We start from the raw sequence: 22,989 nt of genomic DNA, 5'->3' as shown, positions 1-22,989 counted from the left end.
AAACGCTCTCCGGAATGACTGGACTTATTTCTGTGCGGGAGCCGCACGCAACTTGCGCACGCGCCGCACCACGCTCATGACGTAGCCCGACAGGCCGTAACAGACAAACAGGCCGAACAGCACGCCTGGGGGATAGCTGCTTACCGCAGCCAGCACACCGACAAACACCAGCGGCACGGCAAACGGCACGGCACGGCGCAGATTGATGTCCTTACCGCTCCAGAACAGCACATTGGTCACCATGCTGACCCCTGCAAACACGGCAAAACCGCACGCCAGATAACGCACAGGAATACCGACGAAGGTACTTGCATCCGTGAAATTGTTGTCGATCATCACCCACACAAACCCCGTCAGCAGCGCAGCGGCGGCGGGGCTTGGCAACCCCTGAAAGAAACGCTTGTCTACCACCGCGATGTTGGTATTGAAGCGCGCCAGACGCAGCGCGGCGCTAACGCAGTAGATGAATGCCGCGATCCAGCCCAGCTTGCCCAGATCCTTGAGCGCCCACTCGTACGTCACCAGGGCTGGCGCGGCGCCAAAGGCCACCATGTCGGACAAGGAATCGTATTCGGCACCGAACTGGCTCTGCGTGTTGGTCAGACGCGCCACGCGGCCATCCAGACCGTCCAGCACCATCGCCACAAAAATCGCCACCGCCGCCTGCTCGAAGCGCCCGTTCATGGCCTGCACGATGGCGTAAAACCCCGCAAACAAAGCGGCTGTTGTAAACAAATTCGGCAAGATATAGATCGCGCGACTGCGATGCTTCTCTTCTGCCTCATCCACCACCGGGTTTTGCTCACTCATTTCAAGCCTTCTGCCCGGACAGGCCGGACGCTATGGAACTTCAGGTGCCCGCTTCACGCCGAGCACGGTCATCAATACAGCCATCAGAATACAACAAGGGGGCAGAAACCCGACTGCGCACAGCCCGGTTTCGCCCCCTAGGGATGCTTCAGATCAGTTCTTGGACTGGTCGACCAGCTTGTTCTTCGAGATCCACGGCATCATCGAGCGCAGCTGACCACCGACGGTTTCGATCGGGTGCACTGCGTTCAGACGACGGCGAGCGGTCATCGACGGGTAGTTGGTACGGCCTTCAAGGATGAACATCTTGGCGTATTCACCGGTCTGGATGCGCTTCAGGGCATTGCGCATGGCTTCGCGGGACTGCTCGTTGATGACTTCCGGGCCGGTCACGTACTCGCCATACTCGGCATTGTTGGAGATCGAGTAGTTCATGTTGGCGATGCCGCCTTCGTACATGAGGTCAACGATCAGCTTCAGTTCGTGCAGGCACTCGAAGTAGGCCATTTCCGGAGCGTAGCCCGCTTCGGTCAGGGTTTCGAAGCCCATCTTCACCAGTTCTACAGCGCCACCGCACAGCACAGCTTGTTCGCCGAACAGATCAGTTTCGGTTTCTTCGCGGAAATCGGTCTCGATCACGCCACCCTTGGTGCCGCCGTTCGCTGCAGCGTAGGACAGCGCGATGTCCTTGGCCTTGCCGGAACGGTCTTGATACACAGCGATCAGGGACGGCACGCCGCCACCCTTCAGGTACTCGGAACGCACGGTGTGGCCAGGACCCTTCGGGGCAACCATGATCACGTCCAGATCGGCGCGCGGCACAACCTGGTTGTAATGCACGTTGAAGCCGTGAGCGAAAGCCAGCACGCCGCCTTGCTTGATGTTCGGCTCGACGTTGTTCTTGTAGACCTCGGGGATGTTCTCATCCGGCAGCAGGATCATGACCACGTCAGCCATCTTCACGGCGTCATTCACTTCGGCAACCTTGATACCAGCCGCTTCAACCTTGGACCACGAAGCGCCGCCCTTGCGCAGACCGACCACCACGTTCACGCCAGAGTCGCGCAGATTCTGTGCGTGAGCGTGGCCTTGCGAACCGTAACCGATGATGGCGACCTGCTTGCCCTTGATGAGGGAGAGATCTGCGTCCTTGTCGTAATAAACCTTCATAACTTTTCCTTTCAAGTGAGGGGTGAGGAGAGAGGAGTGAGGAGACCGAGCGGTTTCGCTGCCTCCACACGCCTCACTAGATTTTCAGTACGCGGTCGCCACGGCCTACGCCGCAAACACCCGAACGCACGGTTTCAAGAATCAGTTCGCTTTCAATGGCGCCCAGAAAAGAGTCGAGTTTTTCCTGCGTCCCGGTCAGCTCAATGACGTAGCTGGAATCTGTCACATCAATGATGCGACCACGGAAAATTTCCGACATGCGCTTCATTTCTTCACGCGCAGCCCCCAGCGCACGAACCTTCACAAGCATCAGCTCGCGCTCGATGTGCGGAGCTTCTGACACATCGACGACCTTGACCACGTCCACCAGCTTGTTGAGTTGCTTGGTGATCTGCTCAATGACCTCGTCCGAGCCGGAAGTCACGATGGTCATGCGCGACATCGAGGCATCTTCAGTCGGAGCGACCGTCAATGACTCAATATTGTAACCACGGGATGAAAACAGGCCGGAAACGCGCGACAGCGCGCCAGCTTCGTTTTCAAGCAAGAGAGAAAGTACGTGTCGCATGGCAATTCACTCAGTCTGGGGTCACAGATCTTCGGTAGACAGGATCATCTCGTTGAGACCCTTGCCTCCCTGAATCATCGGATAGACGTTTTCAGTCGGATCGATCTGGAAATCCAGGAAGACCAGATCATCCTTGCGCTTGAATGCCTCGCGGATCGCGCCTTCGACATCGCCCGGCTTGGTGACCTGAAGGCCGACATGCCCATACGCTTCGGCCAGCTTGGCAAAATCAGGCAAGGAATCCATGTAAGACTCGGAATAGCGATTGCCGTGGAATATTTCCTGCCACTGACGAACCATGCCCAGATAGCGATTGTTCAGGCTCAGCACCTTGATCGGCAAGCGGTACTGCTTGCAGGTGGACAATTCCTGGATACACATCTGGATAGATCCTTCGCCAGTAATGCACGCCACGGGGGAGCCCGGATGCGCCAGCTGGATCCCCATCGCCGCGGGCAGACCAAAGCCCATGGTGCCCAATCCGCCCGAAGTCACCCAGCGACGCGGCTTGTTGAACTTGTAGTACTGCGCCGACCACATCTGGTGCTGTCCGACATCGGTGGCAACAAAGGCATCACCCCCGGTAACCTCCCAAAGCTTCTGCACCACGAATTGGGGCTTGATGATCTCGTCGGAATTCTTGTAGCCCAGACTGTCGCGCCGACGCCATTCCTCGATCTGACGCCACCAGAGGGCCAGATGCTCCGCATCCGGACGCTCACGGGTCGCCTCCAGGCACGCAATCATTTCATCCAGCACATCACCCACATCGCCCACGACCGGCACATCAACCTTGACGCGCTTAGAGATGGAGGACGGGTCAATATCAACATGGATGATCTTGCGCGGCTCCTGCATGAAGTGCTCGGCATTGCCGACCACTCGGTCATCAAACCTCGCCCCCACCGCCAACAGCACATCGCAGTAGTGCATGGCCATATTGGCTTCATAGGTGCCATGCATGCCCGGCATGCCGACAAACTGCTTGTCGCTGGCAGGATAGCCGCCCAAGCCCATGAGCGTATTTGTGACCGGGAAACCCAGCAGGCGGCCAAGCTTCGCAAGCTTCTCGGCGGCATTGGAAAGAACCACTCCTCCGCCGGTATAGATCATCGGTCGCCGGGCTTCGAGCAACAGCTGCACGGCCTTGCGAATCTGACCGGAATGCCCCTTTACCACAGGGTTGTAGGAGCGCAGGCTGACCTTTTCCGGATACTCGTACTCACAACGCTGTGCGGTCACATCCTTCGGGATGTCGACAAGAACGGGACCGGGACGACCGGTCCTTGCTATGTGGAAAGCTTTTTTGAGGGTTGCCGCAAGCTCACGCACGTCCTTGACCAGGAAGTTGTGTTTGACGCAAGGACGGGTAATGCCAACAGTATCTACTTCCTGGAAGGCGTCCAGACCGATTGCGGCCGTCGGCACCTGACCACTGATGATCACGATCGGAATCGAGTCCATGTAGGCCGTCGCGATACCGGTTACGGCATTGGTTGCCCCCGGCCCGGAAGTCACCAGCGCCACACCAACCTTCTCGGTGGAGCGTGCATAACCATCTGCGGCATGCACTGCAGCCTGCTCGTGGCGGACCAATACGTGCCGAACCTTGTCCTGTTTGAACAATTCGTCGTAAAGGAAGAGGACGGAGCCGCCCGGATAGCCGAATAGATATTCGACCTTTTCTTCCTGCAGGCACCTCACTACAATTTCCGCACCGGTCAAGACCATTCCAGCACCCAGCTACCCAACAAAAGAGCCCGCTACCTTACCGATGCCCTCATGATTGGTCAAGGTAACCGCAGGCAAGCCTCCACAGAACAGGTCCGACTCTGGCATCCCGCATCGAACTCTCAGATTTTCTCGCCTCCGTAGAGCGGCGAGCCTATCGGCAGGCGCAATTTGCCCTGCGCGACGAGGAATCCGCACTGGATGTGGTGCAGGACGCCATGCTGCGTCTGGCTGAAAAATACGGCCACAAGCCTCCGGAAGAGCTGCCCATGCTGTTTCAGCGCATCTTGCAGAACGCCATCCGTGACCATATGCGCCGTTCCCGGGTGCGGAACCTCTGGGTAACCCTGCTGTCTGCCTTTGGCGGTAATAATGAGGAAACCGACAGGGACCCACTGGAAAGCATCGCCGCCGAAGACACCGGCTATCTCCCCAGCAACCCGCAAGGGCAGCTGGAGCAGTCGCAGATTCTTGGCACCATCGAACGGGAGATCGAAAAATTGCCCGCACGTCAACGCGAAGCCTTCCTCATGCGTTACTGGGAGGAAATGGATATTGCCGAAACCGCTGCCGCGATGGGTTGCTCCGAGGGCAGCGTGAAAACGCATTGCTCGCGCGCCACCCACACTCTGACTGCAGCGCTGCGCGCGAAAGGAATTGAACTATGAACACGCCCCACACAGAAGAACGCGAATTCGGCCAATACATCCGCCACAAGCTGAATCTCGGATTGACCCAGCTGAATGAACCTGTCGTCAGCCGCCTGCATGCCGCGCGTCAGGCGGCTCTGGCACGCCAGCCTGCCGCTGCAGCCAGTCTCTCGCTGGCTGGAGCCGGTCGTCACACTTGGGCGTGGTGCGAAGACAACGTACGCCCCTTCCTGATGGCGCTAAGCTTGGCTGCGGCTATCGTTTGCGGCAACTATCTGATGTCGGCTCAGCGCATGGACGAACTTGAAGACATCGACTCCGCCCTGCTGACTGATGACCTGCCCATTGAGGCCTATCTGGACAATGGTTTCCACTCATGGCTGGCAGACACCTCCTCGCAGCACTGATCCTGCTGCTCGCGCTGCAGGCGCCTGTACAGGCGCAGCTCGGTTCAGGCCAGCAGCCCGCCTGGAGCCAGCTCAATGCACAGCAACGGACCGCATTGGCTCCACTATCAAAAGAGTGGAATGCGATGTCCGACGCACGCAAGCAGAAATGGCTCGGAATTGCTCGCCGCTATGCGGCCTTGAGCCCGGTCGAACAGGCCCGCATGCAAGACAGAATGCGCGAATGGATCGCCCTGACGCCCGCACAACGCGAACTCGCCCGCATTCAGTACAAAAAGCTGCGTGCCGCACCGCAGGCCCAAAAGATCGAACTTGAACGCAAATGGCAAGAGTATGAAGCGCTTTCGAGCGAGGAAAAGCTGCGTCTGCAAGCCTCTCCGGTGACCCGAATCGCCGTCCCGGCCAGTTCATCCCAGCCCGCGGCTCCGCATATCACGACAGTCCCAAAGCTGCTGACGCAAGCTCCACCCAGCAGCAAATCCCGCCCGCTGGCGATTGCTCCGCCACCCAGCGACCAGTCTCATTAAACTTCCCCCCCCCCCTCCTCTCACATGCACCAGCAGACTCAGGTCGCCCCACGCCCTGCGGTAAGCATCGCCACCTTGCGCCGCCGTCTCTCCAGCATGCTTTACGAAAGCCTGCTCCTGCTCGGAGTCATCGCCATCGGTTTCATCGCACCGCTGGTCGCCATTGGCGTACTGCTGCAGATCCAGATTCCAGGCGCGCTGGAATGGCTGCACCTGTTCCTGCTCCTCGGGATCTACTTTATCTGGTTATGGCGACGCAACGGCCAGACCCTGGCTATGCAGACCTGGCAATTGCAGCTGGTTGATATCCGAACGGGGAAGACGCCAAGCCTGGCACGTTGCCTGTTGCGCTATGTGCTGGCGTGGCCGTCGATGCTTTTCATACTGAGCGGTTTCGGCCTGCTTTGGGCCGCATTTGTTGATCGGGAGCGTCAATTCCCGCACGACCGCCTGGCCGGCACCTGCGTCGTATTCAACCCGAATCAGGCACAGGAAACCGGCAGATAAATAAGCTCAGCGTCGATCAACCGTCCACATCATGCCGACGGCCAGCAGGAAGAACATCATGCTGGGAACGGTGGCACTCCAGAACGGCGGCCAGTTGTTGATAATGCCCAAGTTCGAGAACAGGGCGTTGAGCAGATAAAAAGTGATGCCCAGCATGACTCCGGTCAGTACCCGGGCACCCACATTGACCGAACGCTGATTGCCCAGAGAAAAAGGCAAAGCCAGCCCCATCATCACCAGTGCCGCCAGGGGATACACCAGCTTTTTCCAGAAAGCCACTTCGTAACGTCCCGTCCGCTGGGCATTTGCTTCCAGATGCCTGGTGTACTGGTACAGGCTGCCAATCGCCATACGCTCTGGCGTGACCATCACCACGCTGATCATTTCCGGAGTCAGCTCGGAGGCCCAGCGCAGCGCAGGCAGGCTTGTTGTTTCGATCCGCTCGCCGACAAACCGGGTCTGCACCACATCTTTCAGCAGCCAGCCCTGATCCGTCGAATAAGTCCCGCTCTCCGCCTGATTCATCGATAACAGACGATGCCCGGTATCAAACTCGAAGATTTTCACCTTCTCCAGGCTTGTGTCGGGCAAAACCCGGCGGATATTCACGAACAAACGCCCGTCCCGCACCCACATGCCAGTTCGCAACTCCTGCGGCACGCTGGTGTTGGTGCTGCGCAGGCGCCACTTCTGGGCCACGCGCTCCAGCGGAGGCGCCACGTATTCACCCACCACGAAAGTCACCAGCACGAAGATCAGGCCTATCTGCAGCAAGGCTCCGAGCAAACGCATGGTTGACACCCCGGCGGCCCGCAGCACGGTCAGTTCGGAATTGCGTGCGAACAGGGTCAATGCATACAAAGTGCCGATCAGCACCGCAATCGGCATCACTTCATAGGCCCGGCTCGGAATCGACAAGCCAACAAAGATGAGCGCATGCTTGAGTTGATAGCCGCCTTTGCCCAGTTCTTCGAGTTCCGCGAGAAAATCGAAAAAGGTAAACAAGCACAGGAAAGCGCCAAGCACCAGCATGGTGGCGCTCAGGATTTCGCGGCGCAGATAGGCTTGTGCGGTTTTCATCGGGCACGCTGCAAGTTGGGAAGCATCCGCCAGGCGAACAGCATCAGCATCAGTATCAGCATCACGCCATGCACCGCCCCTGCTCCCGTTACGGCATCCAGCCGGCCCTTGGAGATCCAAGCCTGACTCACACCAAGCAGATTCAGATACACGGTAAACGTCAGCACAGCAAAAATCAGGTTATTCGCCCGTCCGGCGCGTGGATTCACGAATGACAGAGGAACCGCCAGCAGGGACAGGATCAGCGCTGCCAACGGGATCCCCAAACGCCAGGCCAACTCGCCCTTGTTCGGGTTGGTCGGCATCAGAAGCAGTGCGACTGTTGGCAAGGTTCGCGGGGTCCCCTCGATCACCCCGATTTCCTTGGGTTCGATGCGCACCGCGTAACGTTCGAAATCCATCACCCGGAAATTGGCCGCCCCTGGCTCCCCGTCGTAGCGTCTGCCATTGAGGAGCACCACGAAACGGTCACCGTTCGCGGCGGTTTCGACCAGACCATCGGCAGCAACAGTCAGCCCCTGCTTGCCAGGCTGGACGGAATTGATGAATACATTCTTGACCCGCCCCGCCTCCCGGTCCACCGATTCAACAAAGAACACGCGCTGCGACGAAACCGACTCACGGAATGCCCCCGGCGAAACCCGTGAGACTTCGTCACGATTTTCCAGCCGCTTGCGATATTCGAGTGCTTTGCCCTGCGCCCAGGGCGACAGGAACAACGACAGCACCGCAATCACCAGCACGATCGGCAGCGAGAATTGCAGCACCGGGCGCACCCAGGCGGTCAGAGACAAGCCGCTGGAAAACCACACCACCATTTCAGAATCACGGTACGTACGCGACATTGACAACAGGATCGCGACAAACACCGATAACGCCAGCAAGACTGGCAGATGATTCAGGGAGGAAAAGCCGATCAGGGCCAGCACCGCGTCAGCAGGCACCCGCCCGCCCGCCGCCTGCGAGAGCAGACGCACGAGGATCACGGTCACCATGATGAAGAACAGCGCAACGAAGATGGCGACGGCGTTGCTTGCGAATTCGCGCATGGCTGCGCGGCGGAAAATCATGTCGGGTTCAGACTCGCTTTGACGGCATCCGGCCGCAACGGGGATAATCGCCTGATCGCAACCCCCGGCGCAGCGCGCCGATCGTGTCGTCAGGAAAAGGTCATGGAATTTAGCATAAAAGCTGCTGCCCCCGAGAAACACAAAACCGATTGCCTGATCCTTGTCTGCTTTGCCAGCGGCGAACCCGGTCCGCAACTCGCTGCCATCGACGCAGCCAGCAACGGCCTGCTCGGCAAGCTGCTCAAACGCGATCTGGACGAGAAGGCCGGCAGTCTGCTCGCCCTGCCCACCCTGCCTGGCACCGCCGCCGAGCGCGTCTTAATCGCCAGTCTGGGCAAGCGTGCCGAGTTCAACGACAAAGCCCTGCGCAGTGCGCTGGCCGCTATCGGCAAATGGCTGGCCAGCAGCAAAGCCAAGTCTGCGGCCCTCTGCGCCACCGATCTGATTGCCGGCGGACTGGCGCTACCCGCCACCTTGCGCACGGCTACCGCCCTGCTGATGGATGCCTGCTACCGCTTTGAATCGGTACGCGCCAAACCGGAGGACAAACCCGCTGGCCCGGCCAGACTGGAGTTTGTTCTGCAGGGCAAGAGCGATGCCGCTGCCCGCCTGGCTGTCGAACAAGGCGCGGCAATCGCCGCAGGCCAGTCTCTGGCACGCGACCTGGGCAACCTGCCAGCCAATTACTGCACCCCGAGCACGCTGGCCGATACGGCAAAGAGCCTGGCTCGCGAATACAAGCTCAAGCTCAAGGTGTACGACCGCGAAGGCATCGAAGAACTCGGCATGGGCAGCTTCCTTGCCGTCGCCCAAGGCACGCGCGAAGAGCCGCGCTTCATCGTGCTCGAATACAAGGGTGGCAAGGCCAAGGATGCGCCTGTCGTGCTGGTTGGCAAGGGCATCACTTTCGACTCCGGAGGCATCTCGCTCAAGCCTGGTGAAGGCATGGACGAAATGAAGTTCGACATGTGCGGCGCCGCTTCTGTATTGGGCTGCTTCCGCACCATCGCCAAGCTTAGCCTGCCGATCAATCTGGTCGGTCTGATCCCGGCCACCGAAAACCTGCCCAGCGGCACGGCCGTGAAGCCCGGTGACGTCGTCACCTCCTTGTCGGGCCAGACCATTGAAATCCTCAATACCGACGCCGAAGGGCGCCTGATCCTGTGCGATGCGCTCACCTACGCCGAGCGCTTCAAGCCTGCCTGCGTGGTCGACATTGCCACCCTGACCGGTGCCTGCATCATCGCGCTGGGTCACCACACCAGCGGCCTGCTCGCCAACGATGACGATCTCGCCGCCGAACTGCTCAAGGCCGGTCAGGCCAGCGGCGATCGTGCCTGGCAACTGCCGCTCTTCGACGAATATCAGGAGCAGCTCAAGAGCAATTTTGCCGACATGGCCAACATCGGCGGTCGCCCGGCCGGCACGATCACGGCCGCCTGCTTCCTGTCGCGCTACGCCAAGGCCTACAAGTGGGCGCACCTCGATATCGCCGGTACCGCCTGGAAGAGCGGCGCCGACAAGGGCGCAACGGGGCGTCCGGTACCGCTGCTGGCTGAATTCCTGCTCAAGCGCGCCGGCCTGTAATGGACGTCAAGTTCTACCACAACGCCTCCGACCGCCTGCGTGCGGCCTGCGCCATCACGGCCAAGGCCGTGCGGCAGGGGCGCAAGGTGGTGGTTTACGCTCCGGAGCCCGGCTTGGCAAAGCGCTACGACAGCCTGCTCTGGGCGGCCCAGCCACTTTCCTTCGTGCCGCATGTCGCCGCCAGCTCACCACTGGCAGCACGCACCCCCGTTGTAATGGCACAGGCGTTGAACGATCTGCCTTATGATGACGTGCTGATCAATCTGGCTGACGATCTGCCTGACGGCTATGAACGTTTCCAGCTTCTGGTGGAAATCGTCGCCGCTGACGAAGCCGGACGCAGTGCGGCGCGCGCGCGCTGGCGCTTCTACAAGGAGCACCGGCACACCGTGCAAGCCTACGATCTGACGAAAACGGAATCATGACCCCTCCTCGCAGCGACGACCCGATCCTCGACAAGGCCCTGCTTACCAAAGCGGATGCCCTGATCCGTCGCAACCGTGCGGACGGCGTAGGCAGTGATGCCGACGAACTGCCCCTGCTCACGGACGCCGTCGACGAAGACCTGCCCCTCATCACCGACGCGCTCGACGATCTGGATGCGCCTGCGTTCCTCCAAACGTCGACCACGGCCGTACCGCCACGCATACAGCAGACTTTCTCCCTGTCGCTTGACCTCGACATGGACGACCACACGCCCACCGGTCAGTTCCAGCAACTCAGCCCCTTGCCCCCCAGGGAGGTGATCGAGAACGCGGTGGATGAGGCGGTCGAACGCACCCGCCGCGAAATGCTTGAAGAGCAGACGCGCGCCGTGCGCGAAGCGGCTGCCCGCGCCCGCAGCGAAGCCTTGGCCGAGGCGGCACGCGCCCAGCCCGCAGCGCTTCCCGCCGAAGAGCAGGAGCGCGCGATTCGCGAAGCGGTCGCCCGCGCCCGCACCGAAACTCTGGCCGAAGCGCGTGCTCAGCAACAGCGGGCGGTACAAGCCGCATTGGCGCAAGGCCGCGAAGAAGCCGAGATCAACCAGTGGCCGGCTTTGCAGGAAGCCCGCAAGGAAGCCGTGCAGGGCGCGGCCATGGCCATGAGCGAGCGCCTGATCGAGCTCGACGCGCAAATCGCCCAGAGCATCAACCAGTGGCTGGCCAAGGAACTACCGCCCATCATCGCCAGCGAGCTGCTCGGCCTCTCCGAGCGCCTGCGCGTGCAGACCGCAGCCCACATGCGCGCCACCCTGCTGCCGGACCTCTCCGAACAAGTCTCCAAAGTCTTGGAAAGTGCGCTGAAGGATGATCCGCAAACGGGCGGATAACCACGCCAGCGGCTCGCAAGTCCTCTGCCAGAACCCGCATCCGGCGGACTTCTTCAGCCCTCTACCCTGCGAAGCCGCACCCAGCCATGCCGAACAGGCAGATGCTTCGCAAATCAAGGCCGCATGCGGCTCTCCAGCCACCTTGCCTCGTGTCCTGAAAGCTCAGCAATGCGCCTTCGCTTTCTTCTGGTTCTTGCCTCGCTCGGCGCTGTCACACTCCTGTCAGCCTGCGCTCAGCTCTCGCCCATCGCCCCGGAACCCACGCATTCCGGCCTCGGTACGCCCAAAAAAGATGGCGGCAAATTCCTCGCCCGGCACCAAAGCTTTCTGCGCCGAGCCCAGGAAGGGCCGGTGGACCTGCTCTTCATCGGCGACTCCATCACCGAAGGCTGGGCCAGCAAGGCGCCCGTCCTGTGGCAACAGCAGTATGGCGCGCACCGCCCGGCCAACTTCGGCATCGGCGGCGACCGTGTCGAGCATGTGCTGTGGCGCCTGGACAATGGCGAGCTCGACGGCATCGCGCCCAAAGTCATCGTCCTGCTCATCGGCACCAACAACAGCGCCTCGCAGAGCGGCGCCCAGATTGCCGCCAGCATCCGTCAGATCGTCGAACTCATTACCCGCAAACGGCCGCAAAGCAGAATTCTGCTGCTGGGCATCTTCCCGCGCGGCCCGCGCAGGGACGCCAGCGGGCGCATGGACGACGCAGTCCAGCGCCTGCAGACCATCCGTGAAACCAACACTGAACTTGCCCACCTCGACGACGGCCAGCGTATCCGCTATCTCGACATTGGTCCGCGTTTTTTGCGCGATGGCCAGATCCCGCCCGAGCTGATGCCGGACCAGCTTCACCCTTCGCTCGCCGGCTACCGAATCTGGGCCGAGGCCATGCAGCCGCTGCTGGATGAAATGCTCGACCGACAGTAAGTCACGACCAAGTGTTTTAACCTCGTGGAGCACCTGCCTCAAGCATTGAACGACACTCCTGCTCTGACTTGCAGCCAAAGGAAAAAACGCCAGCCTGCCAGTACCCCTCTTGGACGTGGCCGTCTTCCGTCAAGCGCCCGAAACCATTGTAGAGGTCGTCCTTCCAGCCTCCTTCGTAATTCGATCTGCCGCCATCCCAGACGGAACGCCCGCGTCCGGAGCGTTTCCCCTCGGCAAAGTCGCCGGTGTAGGTATCGCCATTGGCAGCCACCAGAACCCCACGTCCGTGACTCCAATCCGCCTTGAAGTCACCTTCATAACGCAAACCATTGGGCCAGGTCAGCACCCCCTTGCCGTCCATCTTGCCGGCGACAAAGTTGCCCTCGTAACGTCGCCCGTCCGGCCAGACATAGACGCCTTGGCCCGCCGCCATGCCGGCTGACGTGGCGCCCTCGTAGCGCCCACCGTCCGGCGTGGTCACAACACCTTTGAAAATTTTCAGGCTCGGCAAGTACTCACCGCCAAGCTGGGCGCCCTCGCCTTCCAGCTTCACCTGCCACGCGAGGGAAGACTTGTCTCCCTGAATCTCCCCGTCCAGGCGGCGCCCATCGGCAAAGAAGACACGGATCGGACCCGCAACCATATCGCCTTCGGCAAACATCGCTTCCACCCGGTTGCCATCCTTGTCGATCAAGGCCCCCGTACCGCTGAGCAAATCATCGAGAAAACCACCTTCGTAGCGCCGACCGTCCGCATAGGTAAACACGCCTTGCCCGGTGCGCCTGTTTTTCAGGAAGTCGCCTTCGTACCGATCACCATTCGCCCAAACGTAGACACCTTTTCCAGTACGCCAGCCCTCGACGAACTCGCCTTCGTAGCGAGTCCCGTCTGCCCAGACAAAAACACCCTTGCCACTTTTTTCATCATTCAGAAATCCACCCTCATAGCGATCTCCGTTTGGCCAGGTAAACACACCCCTCCCGGTATGCATCCCTTGGACCGTATCACCCTCATAACGGTTGCCATTGGCCCATGTGTAAACTCCCTTGCCAGTACGGACACCATTGGCAAAATCGCCTGCATAGCGATCTCCGTTCGCCCATGTGTAAACGCCTTTCCCTGTACGGGCGTCAGCCACAAAGTCGCCTTCATACCGATCACCATTGGGCCATATGAAGACGCCGTTACCGTGCAGTTTATTGTCAAGGTATCCACCCTCGTGACGCCGCCCATCCGCGTACAGATAAACGCCATACCCGGTGCGTTTGTCATCGAGGTAATCGCCTTCGTATCGAGCCCCGTTTGCCCAGACAAACACTCCTTTGCCATTCCGCAATCCGTTCTCGTACAAGCCTTCATGTCGGTTCCCGCTCTGCCCCCAGAAAGTCACGCCGAAGCCTGAACGCTTGCCATCAACGAACTCCCCCTCGTAGCGGCTACTCGTTCCGACATGTACCGCAACACCCTTTCCTGACAGCACACCGCGTTTGCGCGGCACGTCCTCCCAGCCATTTGGCTGCCCTTCCTTGAACCAGCGCAGTGTCCCCTCTCCCTCGGCATAGCCTTCTTTGCACGCTCCGGACCAGGTCACGGTTTCTGCCGGCAGAGGCTTCGGATTCCACACCTTGCAGCCTTGGTCGTCCGCAATCCACTCGCCTGCCATCACGGTTTGCGTCAGCAGCGTCATCAAGATCGCCAACCTTGCTTTTTTCATCACCTCTCCCCGATTTCAGGCTTCTATTCGAATCTAAGCCGAGACTACCGATTCGGGCAGGAGGCACGCAAGCCGCACGATCAATCCACGATCATCCTGCCTCATGTAACTGAGCCACCTTTGCACGCCCCTTGAAGGGCATCCAAGAGATTGCCCGAGCACAGCCCACTCACCGGAAGAAAACACCTCGCACGGTTCGCCTCCCGGCCAGCGCCTTCCAGCCGGTATAATCGCGCCCTTCCCCAGAATTTTCTCCAGGTTTCCTATGGAACTCGCCAAGAGCTTTGAGCCGGCCGATATCGAATCGCGCTGGTACCCGCAGTGGGAGCAATCCGGTTATTTCGCCGCCGGCACCGACACCAGCAAGCCCGCTGACCAGTCTTTCTGCATCCTGTTGCCGCCGCCGAATGTGACCGGCTCGCTGCACATGGGCCATGGTTTCAACCAGACCATCATGGATGCGCTGACCCGCTACCACCGCATGAGCGGGGCGAATACCCTGTGGCAACCCGGCACCGACCACGCCGGCATCGCCACCCAGATGGTGGTGGAGCGCAAGCTGGAAGGCGAAGGCGTGTCGCGGCATGAGCTGGGTCGGGCCAAGTTCATCGAGAAGGTGTGGGAGTGGAAGGAGTACTCCGGCAACACCATCACGCGCCAGATGCGCCGCCTGGGTACCTCGCCGGACTGGAGCCGCGAGCGCTTCACGATGGATGCCGGGCTCTCCAAGACCGTCACCCAAACCTTCGTGCGCCTCTACAACGAAGGCCTGATCTACCGTGGCAAGCGTCTGGTGAACTGGGACCCGAAACTGGGCACGGCGGTTTCCGATCTGGAAGTAATCAGCGAAGAAGAAGACGGCAAGCTCTGGCACCTGAACTACCCGCTGGCCGACGGCTCGGGTCATCTGACGGTGGCCACGACCCGCCCGGAAACCATGCTGGGCGACACCGCCGTGATGGTCCACCCGGAAGACGAGCGCTACAAGCACCTGATCGGCAAGATGATCCGCCTGCCGCTTTCGTCCATGCAGGGCGATGCGCTGGACGCGGCCCACTGGCGCGAGATTCCGATCATTGCGGATGACTATGTCGACAAGGAATTCGGCACCGGCTGCGTGAAGGTGACCCCGGCGCACGACTTCAACGATTACGCCGTCGGCCAGCGCCACCACCTGCCGATGATTTCGGTGCTCTCGCTGGATGCCAAGATCAACGACAACGCGCCCGCCAAGTACCACGGGCTGGACCGCTTCGAGGCGCGCAAGCAGATCGTTGCCGACTTCGAAACCTTGGGTCTGCTCGGCGAGATCAAGCCGCACAAGCTGCAGGTACCGCGCGGCGACCGCTCCGGTGTGATCGTCGAGCCCATGCTCACCGACCAGTGGTTCGTGGCCGTCAACAAGCCCGGCCCGGACGGCAAGTCGATTGGCCAGAAGGCCATCGAAGTCGTTGAATCCGGCGAAGTGAAATTCGTGCCCGAGAACTGGATCAACACCTACTACTCATGGATGCGCAACCTGCAGGACTGGTGCATCTCACGCCAGTTGTGGTGGGGCCACCAGATTCCCGCCTGGCATGGCACGGATGGCCGTGTGTGGGTCGCCCACGACGAAGCTGAAGCCACGGCGCTGGCCGCCAAGGACGGCTACACCGGCGCGCTCACCCGCGACAACGACGTGCTCGACACCTGGTATTCCTCCGCGCTGTGGCCCTTCTCCACCCTGGACTGGACGCCGGAATGGCCGGGCCAATCCAACCCGGCAATGGACCTGTATCTGCCCTCTTCCGTGCTGGTCACCGGCTTTGACATCATTTTCTTCTGGGTCGCCCGGATGATCATGATGACCAAGCACCTCACCAACAAGATTCCGTTCAAGCACGTCTACGTGCACGGCCTGATCCGCGACGCGGAAGGCCAGAAGATGAGCAAGTCCAAGGGCAATGTGCTCGACCCGATCGACCTCATCGACGGTATCGGCCTTGAGGACCTCGTCGCCAAGCGCACCACCGGCCTGATGAACCCGAAGCAGGCCGCGCAGATTGAGAAGAAGACACGCAAGGAATATCCGGACGGCATTCCCGCCTTCGGCACCGACGCACTGCGCTTCACCTTCGCCTCGCTCGCCTCGCTGGGCCGCGACATCAAGTTCGACATGCAGCGCTGCGAGGGCTATCGCAACTTCTGCAACAAGCTGTGGAACGCCACCCGCTTCGTGCTGATGAATTGCGAAGGCAAGGACTGCGGACTGGACAACCATCAGGTGAACGCCTGTGACGGCAAATACCTGGAGTTCTCCTTTGCCGACCGCTGGATGACCAGCCGCCTGCAACGCGCCGAAGCCGACATCGCGCAGAATTTCGCCGAATATCGTCTGGATCTGGCTGCACGCACAGTCTACGAACTGGTGTGGGACGAGTACTGCGACTGGTATCTGGAACTCGCCAAGGTACAGCTGCAGAACGGCTCGGAAGCGCAGCAGCGCGGCACCCGCCGCACTCTGGTGCGCGTGCTGGAAACCATTCTGCGTCTGGCCCACCCGCTGATTCCCTTCATCACCGAAGAGCTGTGGCAGACCGTGTCGGTCGTCGCCGGGCGCAAGGCCAGCGACTTCATCGGCGCCAGCGCCTATCCCACCTGCGCACCGGAGCGCATCGACGAAGCCAGCGAGGCGAAGGTTGCCGAGCTGAAGGACATCATCAACGCCTGCCGCAGCCTGCGCGCCGAGATGAATCTTTCCCCGGCGCAGAAGGTGCCGCTGCTGGTGGCGGGCCCGGAAGACGCGGTCAAGCTCTACGGCCCCTATCTGGCTGCGTTGGCCAAGCTCTCCGAAGTCAGCGCCGTGGGCGCCGAGCTGCCGCAATCGCCAGCTCCGGTGCAGGTCGTCGGCGAATTCCGCGCCATGCTCAAGATCGAAATCGATCCGGTGGCCGAGCGCGCCCGCATCGGCAAGGAAATCACACGCATCGAGGCGGAAGCGGCAAAGATCGAGGTCAAGCTCGCCAACGAGGGCTTCGTCGCACGTGCTCCGGCGGCAGTCGTTGAGCAGGAAAAGAAGCGCTTGGCGGACTTCACCGCGACGCTGGAAAAGCTGCGTGATCAGTTAAGCCGGCTGGGCTGAGTCTCGCAACAGCAACAACCCAAAGGGGGTGGCGCTTTCGCGCCACCCCCTTTGTACATCAGCTTCCCGCCTGCCTCTCCAGCCCTACTGCTCGGAGAATGAAGCCGCATGCGGCTCTTCAGGCAGCTCCGTTTCGTTTCGCACTCCAGCGCTCCAGTTCGTCGGCCCCCAGCGCCTGAGCGAAGTGGAAGCCCTGGCCGTATTCGCAGCCAAGCTCACAGAGTTTCTGGCGCACATCGGCACTTTCGATACCTTTGGCGATTACCGCCTTGCCCAGCTTGCGCCCCAAGCCAATCAGCGCGCCGACGATGGCGGCATCAGCCTCACTGCGGCAGATCTGGCTGACGAAAGCAGCATCAAGCTTGATTTCGTGAACCGGCAAGTCACGCAGCACCATCAGCGAAGCGCTGCCCCGGCCAAAATCATCCAGCGACAGGCACACGCCTGCGGCAGCTAGTTCAAAAAGGTTTTTGTGCACGGTGGGCGAGAGCGCGTGCAGCCCTTCGTCGCGCAATTCCAGCGTGAGGCTTTCCGGTGGCAGCGAGAGGCCGTGGAGGCAACCAAGAATGACCTGGGCAGACCCTTCGCGTTCAAGCATGCCAATGGCGAGGTTCAGCGACATGGTCAAAGGGACGCCACGATCGCGCCAGCGTCGCAGCAGCGCCAGAGCGCTATCTACCAGACGCAGGCTCAATTCGACCAGGGTGCCATCATGCTCGGCCAGATGAAGAAATTCGGCTGGGGGCAACAGGCCAAGCTGCGGGTGATGCCAGCGCGCCAGCGCCTCCACTGCCACGGGTAAACCGCTCTGCAGTTTGACGATGGGCTGGAAGTGGAGGACGAATTCGTCTTCCTTGATCGCTGCGCCGATCCGGCGCTCCAGTTCTTCCTGGCTCGGCGCCGGAGCAAGTTCAGCCTTCACCGCCACCACCACGGCCTGGCGCGCACGCCGTGCCTGGTAGAGCGCGCTTTCGGCCGCACGCAGCAGAGCCTCGCCCTCACGGCTATGTATGCCAAAGATCGAAATCCCTGCCGCAACATCGGCCAGACCAAGCGCTTCAAGAGCGGCCACGATCTTGCCCACCACGCGCACCGCGCCTCCTTCATTACCCACACTGAGCAGCACGGCAAACTCGTTACCACTCAGAAAGGCTACCGTGTCGGTCAGGCGCACAGTGGAGCGGATCGCCGAGGCCACCTGGTCGAGGTGCTCCATGTCGAGCAGACCGGTGTCTGCCGCATTCAGGCCGGAGTCGATCAGCAGCACGGCAAAGGTGGAATGCTGCCGCTCGGCCATGCGGATGGCTATATCCAGCTGGCGCATGAAGGCGGCCCGATCCGGCAGGCCGGGTACCGCTGAGCCGATATCGACGGGCCAGCCAGATGGGGTGCTGCGGTGGACGTCAATCGTCATGGCGGAGTTCCGGATAAGCCTGGGTCGCAAGTGCTATCGAATTTGTCATGAGGCACCATACGCCAAATGCAAAGTCCGCTTCAAGTGCAACGAAACGAAGCTCGAAAATTGTGCGCCCGCAGCAAGACCGGCTTTTCGGCCGAGGGACAAAACCTGCCCCCGCAATCGGCGGGAGCGCTGTCAACACTCGCCACCTCCTGTGCATCGCATAGTGATGCCGGCGCACAGGCGCTGACAACGAGTTGTCCGAACACCTCGAATATGAGACTGTGGCACTACCGTTTTCAGGAGAGTTCTTGTGCCCGCCTTGCTCCGCAGCATCCTTGTCCTGCTCTTTGCTCTTGCACTGAGTGCCTGTCAGCACACGCCCATGACGCACACCTCCGACCAGGCGTTCCCCGGCGCCATCGGCTTCGGCACCGGAACCCCAGGCGGACGCGGCGGCCAAATAATCAAGGTCACAACACTGGCCGCCAGCGGCCCCGGCTCGCTGCGCGCAGCCCTCGATGTAACGGGGCCGCGCATTGTCGTGTTTGAAGTGGGGGGCATCATTGATCTGGACAGGAACGACCTTGTCGTCCGCGAGCCTTTCGTGACCATCGCCGGTCAGACCGCCCCCAGCCCCGGCATCACGTTGATCCGGGCCGGCATGAAAATCCGCACGCATGATGTAGTGATGCAGCATCTGCGCATCCGCATGGGTGACGCCGGACTGGCAAAAAAGAGCGGCTACGAAAGCGATGTATCGATTGAAGGCAAGAATGCCTGGAACGTAGTCGTCGACCACTGCTCGGTAAGCTGGGGAACAGACGAAAACCTCTCGGTATCGGGTGAGCGCTACGATGGCCCGCTGGGTACGGCACGCCTCGTCACCTTGTCGAACAACATCATTGCCGAAGGGCTGGTCGACTCCACCCACGAAAAAGGCAAGCACTCGATGGGCAGCCTGATTCACGACAGCGTCACCGAGGTTGCCGTGATCGGCAATCTCTACGCCCACAACAACGACCGGAACCCTTGGTTCAAGGGCGGCACGACCGGCATGATCATCAACAACTTTGTTTACAACCCGGGCACCTGGGCAATCCGCCTGGGCTACAACCCAAAGGAGTGGGAAGGCCGTGCAGCACCACCAGCCCCCATGCTCGCCATCATTGGCAATGTCATGCAGCATGGCGCCAACACCCCCACCGGCAAGGGTTTCATCGGCAGCAATGCACCAGACCGTCAGGGTGACGCCTGGATGGATGACAACCTCGCATTCACAACCAGCGGCGCGGCGGCACCACTCGCTTTCGGTGGCGTCCGCAGCCTCTCAGCGCCACCAGCCTGGGCCATCGGCATCGCCGTCCAGCCCGCCAACACGATCCGCGAGCATGTCTTGAATCGAGCCGGAGCCCGACCGGCGGACCGTGACAGCGTGGATCTTCGACTCATCGCCGATATCCGCGCCGGCAAAGGCCATCACATTGACAGTCAGAACGATGCCGGAGGCTACCCACAAGCTGCGCCCAGCCATCGCTCCCTGACGCCCCCAAAAGACCGCATCGACGCCTGGCTGGCAAGTTTCAGTGCCTCCGTAGAAGGGCGCTGAGCATCAAAGGAATAGATCGCAAAAAAGGCCCGCACAAGGCGGGCCTGAATCTTCTACTGTGAGTATTGCAAATCTGAGAACAGTTCTCAGAATTCCTTCATGATGCCGACCTTGATGGTCGTAGCGTCAGCCTTGGTTATGTCACCGCTGAAACCGGTAGCGTTACCGACATACTTGCCACCAGCGATCTTCTCTTGACGGTCAAAGTCGGTCTTCTGCAGGTTGGCGTACACTTGCACGCTCTTGCTCAGGAAGTAGGAGCCGCCGACCATGATGGAACGGCCGCTATTGCGGCCCGTCGGACCAGAACCCAAGTCATTCAGGTGGGAAACGCCCAAGCCGACTTCGGCCTTGCCACTGAAGTTGTAGGACAGCACAAAGTTGGTGTTCTTCTCCTTGTAGTAGCCAAGATCACCAGCCGAAGCGCCCTTGTACACGTTGTACGCGGTCGAAAGTTTCAGGTTCTTGTTGCCCGGGATCGGACGGATGTTCAGGTAAGCGTGGGTGAAGTTACGGCCTAGGCCTTCAGCACCGCTCTGAGCAGCAGACGGACGCACGTCGGTCACGTCAAAGCCCCAATCCACGATACCGTCCATGATCACGCCTTCGGAGCCGATCACATAAACATTACCCGAGGACTTGGCCGATGCGGTATCGGTACCTTCGCTATCGTTAGTACCACCCTTCTGGTTGTCGCCAATGGCGTAGGTGGCCTTGATCAGGGTCTTGACCGGGCCAAGATTGAAGGTCGGCGACCAGTAAGATGTATTGCGGTTGGTCAGAGACTCTTCACGGAACTGGGACACTCCGAACTTGACCAGCTCGGTATCTTTCGGCGTCACCATGTAGGGCTTTTCGGCCAGTTTGTAATCATTGGACTGCAGGTTGGCAGTACCCCACTGCAGCGTGCCGAACGGGGTGGTGAAAGCCATGGCCTTCTTATCGTTGGAGTTCAAACCGCCAGTCGAGGTGATTTTGTTCGACGAATCTTGGCTAAAGCTTTTGCCTTCATGCACGTTGCCAAAACGCAGATCGAAATCGACACGAATGTCGTATCCCGGAGCGATGGTTTCCTTGGCGCCAATGGAAACGCGGGTGGTTGAGTTGCAACCACCTTCTTGCGATTCCTTGGTGCCGATCATGTTGCCGTCGGCATCCTTGGATTGAGCACGGGCGAACTGATAGCAAGCGTCAAATTTGCCACCCACGGTGACGGAAGTTTGCGCGAAAGCGGCGCCGGACATCAGACCAGCAACGGCCAGAGCGATGAGTTTCTTCTGCATGAATTTATCTCCTGATTGAAAGGATGACCCGCGTTGTCCGCTGGCATGACAGCCAGAACGCCCCCTTGGCCACGCAGAGCAATGACTTCGACGCGGGGTCGAGGGCATTTGTACAAGCCATCCATCAGGTGTCTCAATTTCGTTTTCACGGCTATATTTTTATGTTTCTGCGTATTACATGACAAAAGAGTATCTGTAAAATCGTGGAAACCATTGACTGGCATAGCTCAGACAGGAAGAGTCAAAAACTTGGCCCGTACCCTCGCCTGAAACAGGCAGGGGGACGGGCCAGATGTGGCTAACACGCAACAAACAGACTCAATCCATCACGACATCCTTTGAATGCTGTTCTGCTTGCAGCAAAAACTCCCGCGGAGACAAACCCAGCTCGCGCTTGAAAACCACGTGCATGTATTGCTGCGTGCGGAATCCGCAGCGCTGCGCCACCTCGGCCGTACTCAGCGTATGCGACAGCAGCAATTGCTTGGCCATCCCGATACGGGTGCGTAGGATCTCCTCGTGCGCGGAATACCCCAGGTGCTCGCAGAACAGGCGTTCAAGCGTCGTGCGTGACATCCCGAGATGGTCAGCAACCTGTTCGGACTTGATGCCTGCCGCCGCATGACCGGCAATGTATTCAAGCGCGTCACGCAGAACCAGACATGTCTTGGGGCTGGTTGCCGCCGGGTGAACTCCGCGCGGAGGAATCGCAAGCCGCACCGGCTCGCCTCTTTCGCTCTTGCTCTTGTCGCGCATGCAGCAGTGCAACAACTCAGCGGCTTTCCGTCCAATCTCGTGCGCCCCCTGAATCACCGAGGAAATGGGCAAAGGGGCCAAGGCAGCGACCAATGGATCATTGTCGATACCAACCACTGCGATGTCTTCAGGAACCTTTCTGCCCAAGGCGTTGCAGGCGTGCAGGATTTCGCGTGCACTGGAATCATTAACAGCGATGATCCCGGTTCGCTCGGGCACCCCTCTGAGCCAGGCCAGCATTTCCTCGTCACCACTGCTACCCGCGACGGGGTCCGCAGTGCCCCAGCAAACACTTGCCGAATCAGGCGACAAGTTTGCGCAGAAGGCATCGTGTCTCTCACGGGCCCACAAGGCGCTGCGATACTTCGCTTTGGCAAAAAACGCGAAATTCGTGATACCCGCGTCGCGCAGATGCTGGATGGCGATTTCGATCAGTGCAGCGTTATCCGACGCAAGCAGGGAAACCCCGGCAGGGCACGCGCTGGACACGGCACTGCTGATGCAGACCAGCGGATGCCTCTTCATTGAAGCCAGAAACTCAATTTCCTCGCTGGCATCAGTATCAACGATGAAACCATCCGGCTCCCGGACTGAAGCCAGCGCCTTGAGAATGTTGGTTTCGATTTCAAAAACCCACTTGAGTCCTGCGGCTTGGGAAAACGCACCAACCCCTGCAATCACCTCTCGGTGAAAGGTCAGACCAGGATCCAGAACCAACACGATGCGGCTCGTGTTTGACGCATGACTACGCATGTTTGAGCACC

At 60.2% G+C, this 22,989-nt stretch carries 20 protein-coding genes; 10 read left to right on the top strand and 10 right to left on the bottom strand.

Annotated elements, in window-relative coordinates:
• Window positions 1-24 precede the first annotated feature (24 nt).
• From pssA to Q9Q94_RS16820, 4 genes are all read right to left on the bottom strand, one after another.
• Window positions 25-810: a CDP-diacylglycerol--serine O-phosphatidyltransferase gene (gene pssA / locus Q9Q94_RS16835; RefSeq protein ID WP_305981290.1), complete on the bottom strand. Its 786-nt coding sequence runs from the start codon at window positions 808-810 to the stop codon at window positions 25-27.
• Window positions 811-963: 153 nt separating this feature from the next.
• Window positions 964-1,980, bottom strand: a complete 1,017-nt coding sequence (gene ilvC / locus Q9Q94_RS16830; protein WP_101944398.1) for a ketol-acid reductoisomerase — start codon at window positions 1,978-1,980, stop codon at window positions 964-966.
• A gap of 76 nt (window positions 1,981-2,056) precedes the next feature.
• Window positions 2,057-2,548 (bottom strand): acetolactate synthase small subunit, encoded by a 492-nt coding sequence (gene ilvN, locus Q9Q94_RS16825; RefSeq protein WP_305981289.1) that lies wholly within the window; start codon window positions 2,546-2,548, stop codon window positions 2,057-2,059.
• A 21-nt stretch (window positions 2,549-2,569) separates the two neighbouring features.
• Window positions 2,570-4,279 carry an acetolactate synthase 3 catalytic subunit gene (locus Q9Q94_RS16820; protein WP_305981288.1) on the bottom strand — a complete coding sequence of 570 codons (1,710 nt, stop codon included), beginning with the start codon at window positions 4,277-4,279 and terminating at the stop codon, window positions 2,570-2,572.
• 101 nt (window positions 4,280-4,380) lie between these two features.
• Here Q9Q94_RS16820 and Q9Q94_RS16815 point away from each other — a divergent pair, with 101 nt between their 5' ends.
• Genes Q9Q94_RS16815 through Q9Q94_RS16800 form a run of 4 tightly spaced genes read left to right on the top strand, consistent with a single transcriptional unit; the run spans window position 4,381 to window position 6,370 of the window.
• Window positions 4,381-4,947 (top strand): RNA polymerase sigma factor, encoded by a 567-nt coding sequence (locus Q9Q94_RS16815; protein WP_305981306.1) that lies wholly within the window; start codon window positions 4,381-4,383, stop codon window positions 4,945-4,947.
• Entirely contained in the window at window positions 4,944-5,336 is a 393-nt protein-coding gene (locus Q9Q94_RS16810) for a DUF3619 family protein (RefSeq protein ID WP_305981287.1), read from the top strand. The genes Q9Q94_RS16815 and Q9Q94_RS16810 overlap by 4 nt, the downstream gene beginning before the upstream one ends.
• Window positions 5,306-5,863: a DUF3106 domain-containing protein gene (locus tag Q9Q94_RS16805; protein ID WP_305981286.1), complete on the top strand. Its 558-nt coding sequence runs from the start codon at window positions 5,306-5,308 to the stop codon at window positions 5,861-5,863. The genes Q9Q94_RS16810 and Q9Q94_RS16805 overlap by 31 nt, the downstream gene beginning before the upstream one ends.
• 24 nt (window positions 5,864-5,887) lie before the next feature.
• A complete protein-coding gene (locus Q9Q94_RS16800; RefSeq protein WP_305981285.1) occupies window positions 5,888-6,370 on the top strand; it encodes an RDD family protein in 483 nt (160 codons plus the stop codon).
• Window positions 6,371-6,376: 6 nt separating this feature from the next.
• Here the strand turns inward: Q9Q94_RS16800 and lptG are convergent, their stop codons facing one another.
• Window positions 6,377-7,450, bottom strand: coding sequence for an LPS export ABC transporter permease LptG (gene lptG / locus Q9Q94_RS16795; protein ID WP_305981284.1), 1,074 nt, complete (start codon window positions 7,448-7,450; stop codon window positions 6,377-6,379).
• Window positions 7,447-8,520: an LPS export ABC transporter permease LptF gene (lptF, locus tag Q9Q94_RS16790; RefSeq protein ID WP_305981283.1), complete on the bottom strand. Its 1,074-nt coding sequence runs from the start codon at window positions 8,518-8,520 to the stop codon at window positions 7,447-7,449. Before lptF ends, lptG begins: the two co-directional genes overlap by 4 nt.
• 102 nt (window positions 8,521-8,622) lie before the next feature.
• Here lptF and Q9Q94_RS16785 point away from each other — a divergent pair, with 102 nt between their 5' ends.
• From Q9Q94_RS16785 to Q9Q94_RS16770, 4 genes are all read left to right on the top strand, one after another.
• The gene (locus Q9Q94_RS16785; protein ID WP_305981282.1) at window positions 8,623-10,107 is read left to right on the top strand and encodes a leucyl aminopeptidase; all 1,485 of its coding nucleotides are present in this window, start codon (window positions 8,623-8,625) and stop codon (window positions 10,105-10,107) included.
• Entirely contained in the window at window positions 10,107-10,532 is a 426-nt protein-coding gene (locus Q9Q94_RS16780) for a DNA polymerase III subunit chi (protein WP_305981281.1), read from the top strand. The genes Q9Q94_RS16785 and Q9Q94_RS16780 overlap by 1 nt, the downstream gene beginning before the upstream one ends.
• A complete protein-coding gene (locus tag Q9Q94_RS16775) occupies window positions 10,529-11,416 on the top strand; it encodes a hypothetical protein (RefSeq protein ID WP_305981280.1) in 888 nt (295 codons plus the stop codon). Before Q9Q94_RS16780 ends, Q9Q94_RS16775 begins: the two co-directional genes overlap by 4 nt.
• Window positions 11,417-11,584: 168 nt before the next feature.
• Window positions 11,585-12,343, top strand: a complete 759-nt coding sequence (locus Q9Q94_RS16770; protein WP_305981279.1) for a GDSL-type esterase/lipase family protein — start codon at window positions 11,585-11,587, stop codon at window positions 12,341-12,343.
• A 16-nt stretch (window positions 12,344-12,359) separates the two neighbouring features.
• Here Q9Q94_RS16770 and Q9Q94_RS16765 read toward each other — a convergent pair whose 3' ends face one another.
• Window positions 12,360-14,057, bottom strand: coding sequence for an MORN repeat-containing protein (locus Q9Q94_RS16765; RefSeq protein ID WP_305981278.1), 1,698 nt, complete (start codon window positions 14,055-14,057; stop codon window positions 12,360-12,362).
• A gap of 265 nt (window positions 14,058-14,322) precedes the next feature.
• Between Q9Q94_RS16765 and Q9Q94_RS16760 the strand changes: the two genes are divergently transcribed.
• Window positions 14,323-17,178 (top strand): valine--tRNA ligase, encoded by a 2,856-nt coding sequence (locus tag Q9Q94_RS16760; protein ID WP_305981277.1) that lies wholly within the window; start codon window positions 14,323-14,325, stop codon window positions 17,176-17,178.
• A 118-nt stretch (window positions 17,179-17,296) separates the two neighbouring features.
• On the opposite strand, the gene Q9Q94_RS16755 is transcribed toward Q9Q94_RS16760, so the two are convergent.
• Window positions 17,297-18,592, bottom strand: a complete 1,296-nt coding sequence (locus Q9Q94_RS16755; protein ID WP_305981276.1) for a bifunctional diguanylate cyclase/phosphodiesterase — start codon at window positions 18,590-18,592, stop codon at window positions 17,297-17,299.
• 298 nt (window positions 18,593-18,890) lie between these two features.
• On the opposite strand from Q9Q94_RS16755, the gene Q9Q94_RS16750 reads away from it, so the two are divergent.
• The gene (locus Q9Q94_RS16750; RefSeq protein ID WP_305981275.1) at window positions 18,891-20,186 is read left to right on the top strand and encodes a polysaccharide lyase family 1 protein; all 1,296 of its coding nucleotides are present in this window, start codon (window positions 18,891-18,893) and stop codon (window positions 20,184-20,186) included.
• An 86-nt stretch (window positions 20,187-20,272) separates the two neighbouring features.
• On the opposite strand, the gene Q9Q94_RS16745 is transcribed toward Q9Q94_RS16750, so the two are convergent.
• Both Q9Q94_RS16745 and Q9Q94_RS16740 read right to left on the bottom strand, forming a co-directional pair.
• Window positions 20,273-21,469 (bottom strand): porin, encoded by a 1,197-nt coding sequence (locus Q9Q94_RS16745; RefSeq protein WP_305981274.1) that lies wholly within the window; start codon window positions 21,467-21,469, stop codon window positions 20,273-20,275.
• A gap of 318 nt (window positions 21,470-21,787) precedes the next feature.
• Window positions 21,788-22,945: a substrate-binding domain-containing protein gene (locus tag Q9Q94_RS16740; protein WP_305981273.1), complete on the bottom strand. Its 1,158-nt coding sequence runs from the start codon at window positions 22,943-22,945 to the stop codon at window positions 21,788-21,790.
• Window positions 22,946-22,989 lie beyond the last annotated feature (44 nt).

This window comes from Uliginosibacterium sp. 31-16 (assembly GCF_030730865.1).
Classification (GTDB): Bacteria; Pseudomonadota; Gammaproteobacteria; order Burkholderiales; family Rhodocyclaceae; genus Uliginosibacterium.
This window is presented reverse-complemented; position numbering and strand designations above follow the sequence as displayed.

What these genes read in the sequence shown, in the direction of transcription:
- Q9Q94_RS16810 (WP_305981287.1), top strand. Translation starts at nt 4,944, where the DNA reads ATGAACACGCCCCACACAGAAGAACGCGAATTCGGCCAATACATCCGC.
- Q9Q94_RS16755 (WP_305981276.1), bottom strand. Translation starts at nt 18,592, where the DNA reads ATGACGATTGACGTCCACCGCAGCACCCCATCTGGCTGGCCCGTCGAT.
- Q9Q94_RS16780 (WP_305981281.1), top strand. Translation starts at nt 10,107, where the DNA reads ATGGACGTCAAGTTCTACCACAACGCCTCCGACCGCCTGCGTGCGGCC.
- Q9Q94_RS16785 (WP_305981282.1), top strand. Translation starts at nt 8,623, where the DNA reads ATGGAATTTAGCATAAAAGCTGCTGCCCCCGAGAAACACAAAACCGAT.
- Q9Q94_RS16760 (WP_305981277.1), top strand. Translation starts at nt 14,323, where the DNA reads ATGGAACTCGCCAAGAGCTTTGAGCCGGCCGATATCGAATCGCGCTGG.
- Q9Q94_RS16745 (WP_305981274.1), bottom strand. Translation starts at nt 21,469, where the DNA reads ATGCAGAAGAAACTCATCGCTCTGGCCGTTGCTGGTCTGATGTCCGGC.
- Q9Q94_RS16800 (WP_305981285.1), top strand. Translation starts at nt 5,888, where the DNA reads ATGCACCAGCAGACTCAGGTCGCCCCACGCCCTGCGGTAAGCATCGCC.
- Q9Q94_RS16775 (WP_305981280.1), top strand. Translation starts at nt 10,529, where the DNA reads ATGACCCCTCCTCGCAGCGACGACCCGATCCTCGACAAGGCCCTGCTT.
- Q9Q94_RS16805 (WP_305981286.1), top strand. Translation starts at nt 5,306, where the DNA reads ATGGCTGGCAGACACCTCCTCGCAGCACTGATCCTGCTGCTCGCGCTG.
- Q9Q94_RS16820 (WP_305981288.1), bottom strand. Translation starts at nt 4,279, where the DNA reads ATGGTCTTGACCGGTGCGGAAATTGTAGTGAGGTGCCTGCAGGAAGAA.
- ilvC (WP_101944398.1), bottom strand. Translation starts at nt 1,980, where the DNA reads ATGAAGGTTTATTACGACAAGGACGCAGATCTCTCCCTCATCAAGGGC.
- Q9Q94_RS16765 (WP_305981278.1), bottom strand. Translation starts at nt 14,057, where the DNA reads ATGAAAAAAGCAAGGTTGGCGATCTTGATGACGCTGCTGACGCAAACC.
- ilvN (WP_305981289.1), bottom strand. Translation starts at nt 2,548, where the DNA reads ATGCGACACGTACTTTCTCTCTTGCTTGAAAACGAAGCTGGCGCGCTG.
- lptG (WP_305981284.1), bottom strand. Translation starts at nt 7,450, where the DNA reads ATGAAAACCGCACAAGCCTATCTGCGCCGCGAAATCCTGAGCGCCACC.
- lptF (WP_305981283.1), bottom strand. Translation starts at nt 8,520, where the DNA reads ATGATTTTCCGCCGCGCAGCCATGCGCGAATTCGCAAGCAACGCCGTC.
- pssA (WP_305981290.1), bottom strand. Translation starts at nt 810, where the DNA reads ATGAGTGAGCAAAACCCGGTGGTGGATGAGGCAGAAGAGAAGCATCGC.
- Q9Q94_RS16770 (WP_305981279.1), top strand. Translation starts at nt 11,585, where the DNA reads ATGCGCCTTCGCTTTCTTCTGGTTCTTGCCTCGCTCGGCGCTGTCACA.